This is a genomic window from Flavobacterium sp. (genome assembly GCF_031409475.1).
Taxonomy (GTDB): domain Bacteria; phylum Bacteroidota; class Bacteroidia; order Flavobacteriales; family Flavobacteriaceae; genus Flavobacterium.
The window spans coordinates 33856-47533 of sequence record NZ_JANNXH010000027.1 but is presented as its reverse complement, the minus strand read 5'-3'; the positions used below and the strand labels follow the sequence as shown (position 1 = coordinate 47533).

General features: G+C 33.7%; 9 protein-coding genes. 7 read left to right on the top strand and 2 right to left on the bottom strand.

From position 1 onward, the window contains the following. Positions 1-229 precede the first annotated feature (229 nt). From RMO53_RS05260 to RMO53_RS05230, 7 genes are all read left to right on the top strand, one after another. Positions 230-2995: a carboxypeptidase-like regulatory domain-containing protein gene (locus RMO53_RS05260; protein WP_310378701.1), complete on the top strand. Its 2766-nt coding sequence runs from the start codon at positions 230-232 to the stop codon at positions 2993-2995. A gap of 9 nt (positions 2996-3004) precedes the next feature. Next, a complete protein-coding gene (locus RMO53_RS05255; RefSeq protein ID WP_310378699.1) occupies positions 3005-4381 on the top strand; it encodes a DUF5689 domain-containing protein in 1377 nt (458 codons plus the stop codon). Between the two features lie 80 nt (positions 4382-4461). Further along, the gene (locus RMO53_RS05250; protein WP_310378697.1) at positions 4462-6420 is read left to right on the top strand and encodes an endonuclease; all 1959 of its coding nucleotides are present in this window, start codon (positions 4462-4464) and stop codon (positions 6418-6420) included. Between the two features lie 3 nt (positions 6421-6423). Then, positions 6424-7425 carry an LD-carboxypeptidase gene (locus tag RMO53_RS05245; RefSeq protein ID WP_409024825.1) on the top strand — a complete coding sequence of 334 codons (1002 nt, stop codon included), beginning with the start codon at positions 6424-6426 and terminating at the stop codon, positions 7423-7425. 23 nt (positions 7426-7448) lie between these two features. After that, positions 7449-7808: a YraN family protein gene (locus RMO53_RS05240; protein WP_310378695.1), complete on the top strand. Its 360-nt coding sequence runs from the start codon at positions 7449-7451 to the stop codon at positions 7806-7808. 106 nt (positions 7809-7914) lie between these two features. After that, positions 7915-8571, top strand: coding sequence for an aspartate kinase (locus RMO53_RS05235; RefSeq protein ID WP_310378692.1), 657 nt, complete (start codon positions 7915-7917; stop codon positions 8569-8571). Between the two features lie 95 nt (positions 8572-8666). Further along, positions 8667-9275 (top strand): hypothetical protein, encoded by a 609-nt coding sequence (locus RMO53_RS05230; protein WP_310378690.1) that lies wholly within the window; start codon positions 8667-8669, stop codon positions 9273-9275. A gap of 83 nt (positions 9276-9358) precedes the next feature. Here RMO53_RS05230 and mfd read toward each other — a convergent pair whose 3' ends face one another. Further along, entirely contained in the window at positions 9359-12736 is a 3378-nt protein-coding gene (gene mfd, locus RMO53_RS05225; RefSeq protein WP_310378688.1) for a transcription-repair coupling factor, read from the bottom strand. After that, positions 12729-13331 (bottom strand): hypothetical protein, encoded by a 603-nt coding sequence (locus tag RMO53_RS05220; protein WP_310378686.1) that lies wholly within the window; start codon positions 13329-13331, stop codon positions 12729-12731. The genes mfd and RMO53_RS05220 overlap by 8 nt, the downstream gene beginning before the upstream one ends. Positions 13332-13678 lie beyond the last annotated feature (347 nt).

The window sequence follows — 13678 nt, the reverse complement described above, 5'->3', positions numbered from 1 at the left end:
TATATTTAAAGAAACGCCTTACAATTGATACAAATTATTAGTTTGTATTGCAAAAATTTTAGTGAGAAAAGGGCTTTTGAAGCCAATGATTTTGACTAAAATGTTAATTTAAGGTAAAGATTAACATAACTTTAGTTGCTATTGTACAAAATGCAATTAAATCATGTAAATTTGCTTCCCCGCTAAAATTAATTTATTAAACTAAGCGTGATAAACCTTAAATATATTTATGAAAAAACTTATTTTTAGTACGTTATTTGTAATACAAGTCGTTTTTTGTTTTGGACAAACTAATACTGGTGTTACAGGAAAAGTGGTCGATTCTAAAACACAAAAACCGATACAAAGTGTGGTGGCGTCAATTCAAAATACAAACTTAACACAGTTGACAGATTCAGAAGGTAAATTTTCATTTGATAATGTTGGACTTGGTAGACAATTATTACTTATTAAAAGTAATGGTTTTAAAGAACAATTACTTCAGATAGAAATTGCATCAGGACAACTCATAGATATTGGAATTGTTGTTTTAGAAGAGGATCAAACGCAAGAACAACAGTTAAGTCTAATTACTATTACCGAAAATGATCTGGGCGATGACAATAGTGGATCCGAAAGCACTTCAAGTTTATTACAGTCATCCAGAGATGTTTTTTTACAGGCCGCAGCATTTAATTTTGGCGCAGCTAGATTTAGTGTCAGGGGAATCGATAATGAATATTCTAATGTGATGATAAACGGCATCTCTATGAATAGAGTTGCTGACGGAAGACCACAATATGGCGATTGGGGTGGATTGAATGATGCCACTCGTAATCAAGAATTTACAAATGGTTCAGCGCCTTCTGATTATGCATTCGGTGGAATTGCTGGAACACAAGAGATCAATACCAGAGCCTCTATTTATAGACCAGGAACAAGGGTTTCCTTTCTTACTACAAATACTAATTATAATTACAGAACGATGGCTACTCATGCCTCCGGTATGAATAAAGAGGGTTGGGCTTATGTGGTCTCGGGTTCAAGAAGATGGGCACAAGAAGGGTATTTTGAAGGCACAAATTACGATGCAAACTCTTTTTTTGCTAGTGTTGAAAAACGTATTAACGACAGTCAAAGCTTAAATTTTACTGCAATATATGCCCAAAACAAAAGAGGCAAAAACTCTCCAAACACACAAGAAATAAGCGATTTAGCTGGGATAAAATACAATTCGTATTGGGGTTATCAAGAGGGCGAAAAAAGAAATTCTAGATTTAAAAAAACCGAAGAACCATTATTTATGTTGTCCCATTTTTGGAAAATAAATCCTAAAACAAATCTGAATACCACCGTTTCTTATCAATTTGGACAAATCGGAAATAGCAGAATAGATTACACAAAATCAGACAATCCAGACCCAACCTATTATAGAAAATTACCTAGTTATTACACTAATTCTTTTTTTAATGGGGTTTATACCGGAAACTCAACTGAAAACATAGCAAATGCGGCAACAACCAAATCTAATTTTCTAGAAAATCGCCAATTAAATTGGAGTGAAATATATAGGATAAATAACGAAAACATCACGAACGGCAGTCGGTTTGTGCTCTATGAAGATAGAAATGACGAAAACATTACCACTTTCAACACTAATTTTTCATCACAACTTTCTGACAATGTTTTATTGACGGCAGGTGCAAATTACTTGATTTCAAAAACAAAGAATTTCAAGAATATGCTTGATCTTTTAGGAGGAACTTATTTTGTAGACATTAGTACTTTTGGTTTAAATGAAGACCAACAACAATCAGACTTAAATAATCCTTTTAGAGTAGTTGGCGTAGGAAATCAATATGGATATAATTACAATATAGATGTTACAAAATTAAATGCCTTTACACAATTTAAATTTGTTTACAATAAAGTTGATTTTTATTTAGCACAAACTTTTTCTCGTTCTAGTTATCAAAGAGAAGGACTTTATAAAAACGGTTACTATCCAACAAATTCATTGGGTAAAAGTGAAAAAATAAGTTTTGATAATTTTGGATTTAAAGGTGGCGCAACTTATAAATTAACCGGTAGAAATTTCATTGATTTTAATGGTATATATATGACCAAAGCACCAAACTCTAGAGATGTTTTTCCAAATTCTCGAGTGAATAATTATATTGTTCCAAATCTTAAAAACGAAACCATAAAAGGTCTTGATTTGAGTTACATTATTAAAGCCCCAAAATTCAAAGCGCGTTTCACTGGATATTTCTCTGAAACGTTGAATGTTACTGATATCAATTTTTATTATGCTGATGCAGTTAGCAGTAATGGAAACGGTGCCTTTGTCTCCGAAGTTTTAACCGGTTTAAACAAAAGAAATAAAGGAATTGAAGCCGGATTAGAATACCAGATAACCTCTACAATAAAACTTACTGGTGTAGCTGCTTATGGCGAATATAAGTTAACCAATAATCCAAATGTAAGCATAACTAATGATGCTTCTGCAACAGTAACCGATTATGGTAAAACTAAATTAGCTGGATTAAGACAATCTGGAATGCCACAACAAGCCTACTCTGTAGGGATTGAATATAGAGATCCTAAATTCTGGTGGATTGGGGCAAATGCTAATTATTTAGCCGATAATTTCCTCGATGTGTCTTCCATATTAAGAACTGATAATTTCTATACTTCAACTGATAATGCAGGATTGACTATTGATCAAGACTTGGCAGATAGTTATTTAAAACAAGAAAGATTTGACTCTTTCTTGTTGTTTAATTTGGTAGGTGGAAAATCTTGGCGAATAAACGGAAAAACATTAGGTCTATTTGCAACGGTAAATAACGTTTTAGATATCACCTACAAAACAGGAGGTTTCGAGCAATCAAGAAATGCTACTTACAGACAAGAATTTGAAGACCATCAAAGTAGCGGCGCAAGTGTTTTTGCACCAAAATATTTTTACGGTTATGGACGAACCTATATGGTAAATATATATTACACTTTCTAAAAAAAAATTATGAAAAATTTAATTAAAAATTTAATTTGCCTTACACTAATTGCAACCCTCATTTCTGGTTGTGTAAATGATACTTTTGACACTCCTGTTCAAGACACATGTATTAGTCCAGTAATAACAAAAAATAAGGAAGTCGCCGATATTTATGCCATAGCTACAAATGCTACTGCAACCTATACAGCTGATGATGTTGTAGAAGCTTATGTAATTTCTAGTGACGAAGGTGGAAATTTTTATAAAAGCATGTACTTTCAACCCGTTGATGGCTCTAAAGGATTTAACCTTTCATTAGATGAAGTAAATGCCTATACGAAAAACTTACAACCAGGGAAAAAAGTGTTTTTAAAACTTAAAGGATTGGCATATGCAAACCCAACCAGTTTTGGTAGAGGATTGATTTTTGGAGCACCACCAACAGATATATTTGCAGTAGACAGATTATCCGGGTTGGTTTATAAAAATAATCTTATTCCCTCATGTGATGTAGTAAGTGAGGATGCAATAGTACATAAAATTACTCTAGCTCAAGTAGGCGATGCTTATTTGAATACATTGGTGGAGTTTGACAATGTACAGTTTACAGATGAAGCTGCTGGAGGAACATTTGACTCTAACCGTAACGATGATTTTGACTCTAGTGTTTTTATAACAAATGGAACAAATACTTTAACCGTAAGAACGAGCCGATTTGCCAATTTTGCGGGTTATAAAGTAGCTACAGGTAAAGGAAAAATAAGAGGTGTTTTGGCTAGATATAATTCCACCTATCAAATTGTACTTCGTACAGAACGTGATGTCAATATGCCTAATCCTAGGGTAGATTACAATTTACCTTTAGTTGGAACTAATTTACAATATTTAGGTGCTTTTACGGAAACTTTTGAAAGTTTCGCAATTACATCTTCTGGAGCAAGCTTTCCTAGCTATATTAATGATGCTTTTGTGGGTTCAAGATATTGGGATATAAAAAGTTTTTCTTCAAATAAATACATACAAATGTCCGCTTTTGGATCAGGAGGAATAAATAAATCCTATTTTATTGTTCCCGTAGATTTAACTCTCGCAAATACTATGTCGTTTAAATCAAATATGGGGTTTTGGAATGGTGCCGTTTTAAATGTGTACTATGCAACAGCTACAAATTACACTGTAGGAAGCGCTATTGATATTTCAAAAATGGTAAAAATTACTTCTAGTTTTAACATCCCAACATCGCCAACATCAGGTTATGGTACTAGTTTTACATCCAGTGGAGTCTATACTATTCCGACTTCTGTAACAGGAAATGGATTTTTTGTGTTTGAATATACAGGAAATGCTGCTGCATCGCCAGCCGTAACAACAACTGTGCAACTGGATAACATTACCGTAAATTAATTTTATAAAATAAATGTAAAAAAGGCTTCTAAAATAGAAGCCTTTTTTGGGATTACTATTATTATATAATTCTCTAAAACATGAAACATTTTTTATCTCTATCTTTTCTACTTTTCGCTTACTTTGGCTTTGGTCAAGTGGTCATAAACGAACTGGATTGCGATACACCAAGTACAGATGATAAGGAATTTATAGAATTAAAATCAACTGTCCCAAATTTTCCGCTTGATGGCTATGTATTAGTACTTTATAACGGTACAGGAACATTGATTAATAAAAGCTACTATGTGGTTGACTTAGATGGATTCACTACGGATGTAAATGGAATACTAGTCATAGGAAATAGTTTAGTTTCGCCAGTGCCAACTAAGTTTTTACCAGATAATATTTTTCAAAATGGCCCAGATGGTGTTGCACTATATTTGGGAAACTCCTCTGATTTTCCAAATAATTCAACCGCAACTTCATTGAATCTAATAGATGTATTGGTCTATGATACAAACGATGCTGATGCTACTCAATTAATGAGTTTATTGGGAGTTACAACTCAAATCAACGAAGGTCAAAATAACCTCCAAACTACACAATCCATACAACGAAAAAACGATGGAACCTATGAAATAAAAACACCAACACCTAGTGTTAATAATGATGGAAGTGGGATTGCTTTTAATGGAATAACAATTTCAGTAAATACAGCACAATACACTGAAGGAAATACATTTTCTATAGCATTTACCACACAAAATAATGTTACGGCAGATTTAACTTTTGGTTTCACTTTAAATAATTCTTCGTTTACAACAGCTGATTTTACGGGCAATACAACAGTTTTTATTCCTGCTGGTTCTAAAAGTTTTTCAACAACAATAACACTTATTGATGATGTTTTTGACGAAGGTGATGAAGTTTCAACAATAAGATTTGGCACATTACCACCGCTTTATAATAGACTAAATGATTTTATAGAAATCCGAATTGTTGATAATGATTTTACTGTTGCTCCATTTGGAACCCCTTTAAATCCAACTCACGGAATTGTTTCTAGCACAGCTCCAATGGGCTATTATGATTCACTCGAAGGACTTTCGGGTAATGCTTTAAAACAAGCAATTCAAGATATTATAGCAAATCCAGCAGTCGTTCATGCCCATAATTATGGTGATATTTTAGAGATTTTAATGAAAGCGGATCAAAATCCATTGAACAGCAACCAAGTTTGGCTCATGTATGTAGAACAAGCTCGGTCGAAATTAGAGGTACAAGAAACTGGAATAAATACCGGAAAATGGAACCGCGAACATATTTATCCGCAATCTCGTGGTGGTTATACTGATGGAACTTCGAGTATTGCCGATGGCATAACTATTTGGTTGCCTACAAATGCAAATGATATTCTTGCCGGTCATGCCGATGCACATCATCTACGAGCAGAAGATGGTCCTGAAAATAGTTTGCGCAGCAATAAAGATTATGGATTAACAGGATATAATGGCCCAACCGGAACTATGGGTTCGTGGAAAGGCGATGTGGCGCGTGCTGTTTTTTATATGGCTATTCGGTATAATGCTTTGAGCGTGGTAAACGGAGATATTGCTGATACAACAGTAGGTCAACTCGGAGATTTAGCATCGCTTTTATTATGGAATGCATTAGATTCTTCGGATGATTTTGAAATGAATAGAAATAATTATATTTACACTTGGCAAGTAAATAGGAATCCATTTATTGATTACCCTGAGTTGGCAAATTATATTTGGGGTGCAAATGCGGGTCAAGTCTGGCATTCGAATTTAGCAACTAATGATTTTATAAATTTGAATGTTTCTGTTTATCCAAATCCTGCCCAAAAAACAATTACAATTTCTGGAATAATCGAAATGGCAACAATAGAAATTTATAATACGATTGGGCAAAATGTATTAAAAGCTTCCTTCACCGGCGAAACTAAACTTGATATCAATTTTGAACCAGGAATCTATTTTGCCAAAATTAGGAGTGAAAATAAAACAGTGGTTAAAAAAATTATAGTGGAATAAAACATGGATCTTAAATCGATAAAATATATAGTTTCCAATACCGTTTTTTATAAACTACTAATCCTTATTTTTGTTTTACAATCAGTTCATGTACAAGCACAAACTCAAATGATAACACCACCTTATTTACAAAAAGGAGACACCGTTGCCTTATTGGCTACAGCCAGAAAAAATATTTTTGACAACCTTAATCCTACAATTGAATTACTACAAAGTTGGGGTTTAAAAGTTGTGATTGGAAAAACTATTGGATTAGACGACAATCAATTAGCTGGAACTGACGAACAACGCACACAAGATTTACAAGCCCAACTTGATAATCCAAACATCAAAGCGATATGGTGTGTTCGTGGCGGTTATGGAACGGTGAGAATCATTGATGCGTTAGATTTTACTAAATTTAAGCAAATCCCAAAATGGATAATTGGCTTTAGCGATGTCACTGTGCTTCACAACCATCTCAATACAATGGGTTACAAAAGCATTCATGGAATTATGCCCATAAGTGTTCCAAAAGCTTCGGTTGATGCTAAAAATTCATTAAGAATTGCTTTGTTTGGAGAACCATTATCCTATGAAATTGCACCAAATTCTTTGAATAAATTAGGAAAAGCTACTGGCGAGTTAGTTGGTGGAAATTTATCTATTTTATACAGTTTATTAGGTTCGAATTCTGCTATAAATTGCGAAAATAAAATACTGTTTCTGGAAGATTTAGACGAATATTTATATCACATTGATCGAATGATGATGAATTTAAAACGAAATGGTTGTCTTGATAGTATCAAAGGAATAATTGTTGGTGCCATGTCAGACATGAAAGACAACGATATTCCTTGGGGTAAAAATGCACTTGAAATTATTCAGGATGTAACCCAAAAATACAACATTCCTATTCTTTATAATTTCCCAGCTGGACATATTCATGACAATCGAACCTTGATTATGGGCAGCACAGTATCATTAGAAATTAATAAAAATTCGAGCAAATTAACATTTGAATAAGGCTTATTTATTAGTTAAAAAAAATGGCAGAGCACAACGAATTAGGAAAACTTGGAGAAGAATTAGCTGTTGAATTTCTCCAAAAAAACGGTTACAAAATTCTAGAAACCAACTGGACTTTCCAGAAAGCCGAAGTAGATATTATCGCTCAAAAAGAAAATACACTAGCCATAGTCGAGGTAAAAACACGCTCTTCGATAGAGTTTGGATTGCCGCAAGATTTTGTAAAACCTAAAAAAATTCAACTTCTCGTAAAAGCAGTTAACGAATATGTGCTGTCGAATGACTTAGATATCGAAGTCCGTTTTGATATTATTGCAGTTCATAAAGAGGGCAAATCCTTTGCAATCGAACATTTAGAAAATGCCTTTTATCATTTTTAAAATAAAAAATCTTGTTGTATTTGTAACAAATTGTTTTTTTATTTATATTTGTGGTGTTTTTTGTTAGATTACTTATAACCATTAAAAAACTTTAAAGCGCAACATTATGAAAACTGTATCTTCAATTGTAGAAAATTACATCAAAACAAAGCCTTTCTTACTAAATGCTTTGTCTCTTGGAATAATCAATTTAACCTCCTTATCCAGAAACATTATGGTCGAATTGGAGTCTGAATTTGGCAAAGAAGTAAAACAAGGCGCTGTTGTAATGGCATTAAAGAGACTAACCGAAGAACTCGATTTTAGACTTAATCACAAAATTAATAAAGTCATAAAAAACATTGGCGAGATCACCGTTCGCTCTGCACTGACCGATTATACATTTGTAGTATCAGAAACCGTTTTGAATAAACAAGCTGATTTAATAACTGAAATCAACACATTGACAGATATTTTTTATACCTCATCTCGTGGCGTAAACGAAACCAATATCGTGGTAAGCAACAGTGTCAATCATCTGGTTGACAAACATTTTGCAAACGAAAAATTGATTCAAAAACTCGAAAACCTGGCTTCTATAACGGTAAAATTACCCAAAGAAAACATCGTTGTACCGGGAATTTATTATTTCATTTTTCAGCGTTTGGCTTGGGAAGGAATCATCATCAACGAAGTAATTTCAACTTCAAACGAATTTACGATTTTAGTCAGTGAAGATGAAGTAGACGTTGCTTTTAAAGTGATTAAGGATTTGAAGAATTAGGAAATATTATCTACAATACAAGGCTTCCAGCCTTTTTATACCAATGCTTCCAGCCTTTAAAAGGCTGGAAGCTTTAAAATAAAAACAAATTAACTATGAATCCAATTCCTCTTGAAAATGGCAAATATTACCACATATACAATAGAGGAAATAACGTAATAGATTTGTTCTATGAAAATGAAAACTACAATCATTTTTTAAAACTTTACGAAAAATATATTGACCCAATAGCAGAGACTTTTGCTTGGTGTTTAATGAAAAATCATTTTCATATTCTGGTTTATATCAAAGAAACAAATGAAATCGACACAACAAAATTAGAGTATTCTTCAACCGATAAACCAAAGATTGTCAACGCATCAAAACAGTTTTCAAATTTATTCAACGCTTATACTCTAGCAATGAATAAACGTTATAACCGAACTGGAAGTTTATTTGAGAAAAACTTTAAAAGAAAGCTCGTCAGTTCTGAAAATTATTTTCAAAAGCTAATTTTTTACATCCATAATAATCCTGTACATCATAGATTCACAGAAAATATTGTAGAATATCCTTGGACTTCTTATGGTACAATTATTTCTACAAAAGACACAAAATTGCAACGAAATAGAGTTTTAGAATCTTTTAATGATTTGGAGAATTTTAAATACTATCATTCTATAAACCAGAATTTAGATGAAATTGAAGGTCTGATTATTGAGTAGGTTTTCCAAAACTTCAATACTCGAAAATTACTTACAGTTACCAAAGCTTCCAGCCTTTAAAAGTCTGGAAGCTTTAAAAAAATTTACTTCCCCAACATCTCCATCAACTCCAAAGCTCTCCTCGTAGTTTTTACATTATCAAAAGTCAATAAAAGTCTTAATCCCGCTGGAGTTTGTTTTTCTTTCATAACACAAATACTAGTATGTTTTTGGACAAACTGTATCACTTGATGAAAACGTTTCGAGGTATAAAAATCTGAATTTTGATCCGCTACAAAATAGCCAATCATCTTACCTTTTTTCATTACTAATTTCTCGATTCCCACTTTTGTAGCAATCCATTTTATACGGATACTATTCATCAAAGCCAAGGCTCGTGGTGGCATCGGACCAAAACGGTCAACTAATTTATTTTGGAAAACTACTAATTCTTCTTCGTTTTTTACAGCACCCAGTTCGTTGTACAAACTCAATCGTTCCGAAATGTTATTGATGTATTCGTCTGAAAACAGCAATTCAAAATCGGTGTCGATTTGTAGGTCTTTTACATATTCTTTCTCTACTCCACTATCTTCGTTTTCATACAAATCCTTGAATTCGTTTTCTTTTAATTCGTCGATGGCTTCGTTCATAATTTTCTGGTAGGTATCAAAACCTATTTCGTTAATAAAACCCGATTGTTCACCTCCCAATAAATCTCCTGCGCCACGAATTTCCAAATCCTTCATCGCAATGTTGAAACCACTTCCCAATTCCGAGAATTGTTCCAAAGCTTGAATTCGTTTTCGAGCATCATCCGTCATCGCAGAATAGGGTGGACAAATAAAATAACAAAATGCTTTCTTGTTGCTCCGCCCAACTCGACCTCGCATTTGGTGCAAATCAGACAAGCCAAAATTATTGGCATTGTTGATGAAAATAGTATTTGCGTTAGGAACGTCTAATCCGCTTTCGATAATCGTGGTCGCCACCAAAACATCGAATTCGCCGTTCATAAAAGCCAACATCAATTCCTCGAGTTTGCTTCCTTCCATCTGACCGTGACCAATTCCCACTCGAGCATCGGGAACCAATCGTTGAATCATTCCTGCCACTTCTTTGATATTTTCTATTCGATTATTGACAAAGAAAACTTGACCATTCCGCTGAATTTCATACGAAATAGCATCCCGAATCAACTCTTCGCTAAAACCAACTACATTAGTTTCAATAGGATATCTGTTTGGTGGAGGCGTTGTAATCACAGATAAATCACGTGCTGCCATCAACGAAAACTGCAAAGTTCTCGGGATTGGCGTTGCAGTCAAAGTCAGCGTATCAATATTAGCCGCAATAGTTTTGAGTTTGTCTTTTACGTTGACACCAAATTTTTGTTCCTCATCGACAATCAACAAACCAAGGTCTTTGAAAACTACATTTTTGTTGACCAATTGATGCGTTCCAATGACGATATCGAGTTTTCCTTCTGCCAATTGTTTTAACGTTTCGGCTTTTTGCTTGGCAGTTCTAAAACGATTTAAGTAACCTACCGAAACGGGCATGTCCTTCAACCTTTCGGTAAAAGTTCTATAATGTTGGTACGCCAAAATGGTTGTAGGAACCAAAATAGCGACTTGTTTCGAATTGTCTACGGCTTTGAAAGCCGCACGAATCGCCACTTCTGTTTTTCCAAAACCTACATCGCCACAAACCAATCGATCCATTGGTCTGTCGCTTTCCATATCGGCTTTTACTTCCGCAGTTGATTTAGTTTGGTCGGGCGTATCTTCATAGATGAAGGAACTTTCTAATTCGTTTTGCAAATAACTGTCAGGGGCAAATTGAAATCCTTTTTCTAATTTTCTTTTGGCATACAATTGAATCAAATTGAACGCAATGTGCTTGACTCTTGCTTTGGTTTTTTGTTTTAAAATTTTCCAAGCATTCGAACCGAGTTTGTAAATTTTGGGCGGCGTTCCGTCTTTTCCTGTATATTTCGAAATTTTATACAGCGAGTGAATGCTCACATACACAATATCATTATCGGCATAAACGAGCTTGATTGCTTCCTGAGTTTTACCTTCGACTTGTATTTTTTGCAAACCGCCAAATTTCCCAATTCCGTGATCGATGTGGGTCACATAATCGCCTACGGACAAAGTCGTCAATTCTTTTAGCGTGATATTTTGCTTCTTCGAAACGTTGCTTTTGATACTGAATTTATGATAACGTTCAAAAATTTGGTGATCCGTATAACAGGCAATTTGATTTTCCTCGTCTATAAATCCTTGATAAATAGGCAACACGATTGTATGATACTGTTTACGAATACTTTCGTGATTCACCTCATCCAAACTTTCAAAAATATCGTGAAAGCGTTTCGCTTGAGCATCATTGGAACAAAACAAATAATTTTTGTACCCGTTAAAATGATTGTCGTTCAAATTATTCAACAACAAATCAAATTGTTTGTTGAACGACGGCTGCGGTTTAATGTAAAAATCAAAAGATTTAGTTCTCTCCTTTGTCGGGATGACAAAAAAGGGTATAGATGCCAATTCGACAATCGAAAAATCAAGACTTTTCTTGATGAATTCCGACTGATTCAAAAACAATTGGCTAGGTTCAACATGATTAACAGTAGCATTCAGATTTTCGAAAATCTCGGAGGCTTTGGCAAAAAGTTTATCCAATTTAGAAAAAAGCAAATCGGTATCTTGAATAAAAATAATTGTCTGATTGTTGATGTATTCCAAGAAACTTTCGCGGTTTTCTTGAAAGAATTTATTTTCGACATTAGGAATTATGGTGATTTTATTCTTTTTTTCGATAGACAATTGGGTTTCTACATCAAAACTTCGGATGCTATCGACTTCATTACCAAAAAACTCAATTCGGTATGGATTATCATTCGAAAAGGAAAACACATCGACTATTCCGCCACGAACCGAAAATTCGCCCGGTTCAGTAATAAAATCCACTCTTTTGAATTCGTATTCAAACAACACTTCATTAATAAAATCAATGGAAACTTTATCGCCAACCGCTACTTTTAAAGTGTTTTTATCCAACTCTTTTCGGGTTACCACTTTCTCGAAAAGCGCTTCGGGATAGGTGACAATAATTGCAGGTTTTTTGCGGGAATTGATGCGGTTCAGGACTTCGGCACGCAATAAAACATTGGCGTTATCGGTATCTTCAATTTGATATGGTCTACGATAGGAACCAGGATAAAACAGTACATCCTGTTCACCAATCATTTGCTCTAGATCGTTCAAATAATACGCCGCTTCTTCCTTGTCGTTTAGGATAATTAAAAACGGCTTTTCGGTTTTTTTGAAAAGCGATTGCGCCACAAACGAAAAAGCAGAACCTATCAAGTCGTTCAGATGGATTTTTTGTCCAACTGTTTTTAGGTTCTCGACAATTTGCTTTGTTTTTGATGAATTATCGTAGATCGAAAATAAAGTAGCTTTACTCAACGCGAGGTATATTTGGGTCGGGTTTTACATTTGGAATTGCTCTTGCGGTGTCTAACATTTTTAATAAATCCGATTCGCCTTCTTCTAGCGGAATCAAGCTTTTTTGAACAATTTTATCCATTTGCATTTGCAAAGAAACCAGTTCTTCATTGATTTGTGTAACTAATAGTATTACTTTTTGATCGGGAATAGCATCCAAGTGGATAAATAAATCTAACAATTTTACTTTGGTAATAAGTGTGGCAATTCTAGCTTTTATTTGAGGCGTATTAAAAGTTTCTGGAATATTTTCATTTAATACCATTGCTTTTATAGAAAGTTCTGTTGCTTTTTTTTGAAAAGCGCCGATATTTTTTTTAGGTTTTTGAGCCAATTCTCTCAAAAACAATCGCCATTCATTCCAAGACAAGGTGTTTTTTTGTGCTGTTGCATTGATAGGATTGGCATTAAAAATCCATCCTTTATTGATGTTTGCAAAAATTAGTTCCTTTTTTTGAGTGTCTTTTAAATTTTCAGCCAATCGAATTTCATCTTCATTTTTACACGAATAGACAACAAAAAAAACCATTAAGAGTTGTACTAATTTAATTTTCATTTTCATTTTATTAGATTGCAAAGTTACAAAGTAAATTTACAATTACGAATTACGGAGTTAGAATAACAGAGCAAATGCTTTTGAAAATAGCAACCACAGATTCACAGATTTTAAAACTAAAATAGTGTGGATTGATTTCACAAATATATCAACTTTATAAAATCAATGAATCTGTGGCAAACTTTTTTAAAGGCGTTTGTACTGATTATAATAACAATCTAACAACTTTGAAGTGTTTTTTAGGTTTTAAAAATTAAAATGTTAAGAACTTACTACAGATTATGAATGCTTTTTTTCTAAATTCATTACATTTTTAACAAAATTTTGCTATTTACGAAATCGTTATC

What these genes read in the sequence shown, in the direction of transcription:
- RMO53_RS05260 (WP_310378701.1), top strand. Translation starts at nt 230, where the DNA reads ATGAAAAAACTTATTTTTAGTACGTTATTTGTAATACAAGTCGTTTTT.
- RMO53_RS05255 (WP_310378699.1), top strand. Translation starts at nt 3,005, where the DNA reads ATGAAAAATTTAATTAAAAATTTAATTTGCCTTACACTAATTGCAACC.
- RMO53_RS05250 (WP_310378697.1), top strand. Translation starts at nt 4,462, where the DNA reads ATGAAACATTTTTTATCTCTATCTTTTCTACTTTTCGCTTACTTTGGC.
- RMO53_RS05245 (WP_409024825.1), top strand. Translation starts at nt 6,424, where the DNA reads ATGGATCTTAAATCGATAAAATATATAGTTTCCAATACCGTTTTTTAT.
- RMO53_RS05240 (WP_310378695.1), top strand. Translation starts at nt 7,449, where the DNA reads ATGGCAGAGCACAACGAATTAGGAAAACTTGGAGAAGAATTAGCTGTT.
- RMO53_RS05235 (WP_310378692.1), top strand. Translation starts at nt 7,915, where the DNA reads ATGAAAACTGTATCTTCAATTGTAGAAAATTACATCAAAACAAAGCCT.
- RMO53_RS05230 (WP_310378690.1), top strand. Translation starts at nt 8,667, where the DNA reads ATGAATCCAATTCCTCTTGAAAATGGCAAATATTACCACATATACAAT.
- RMO53_RS05220 (WP_310378686.1), bottom strand. Translation starts at nt 13,331, where the DNA reads ATGAAAATTAAATTAGTACAACTCTTAATGGTTTTTTTTGTTGTCTAT.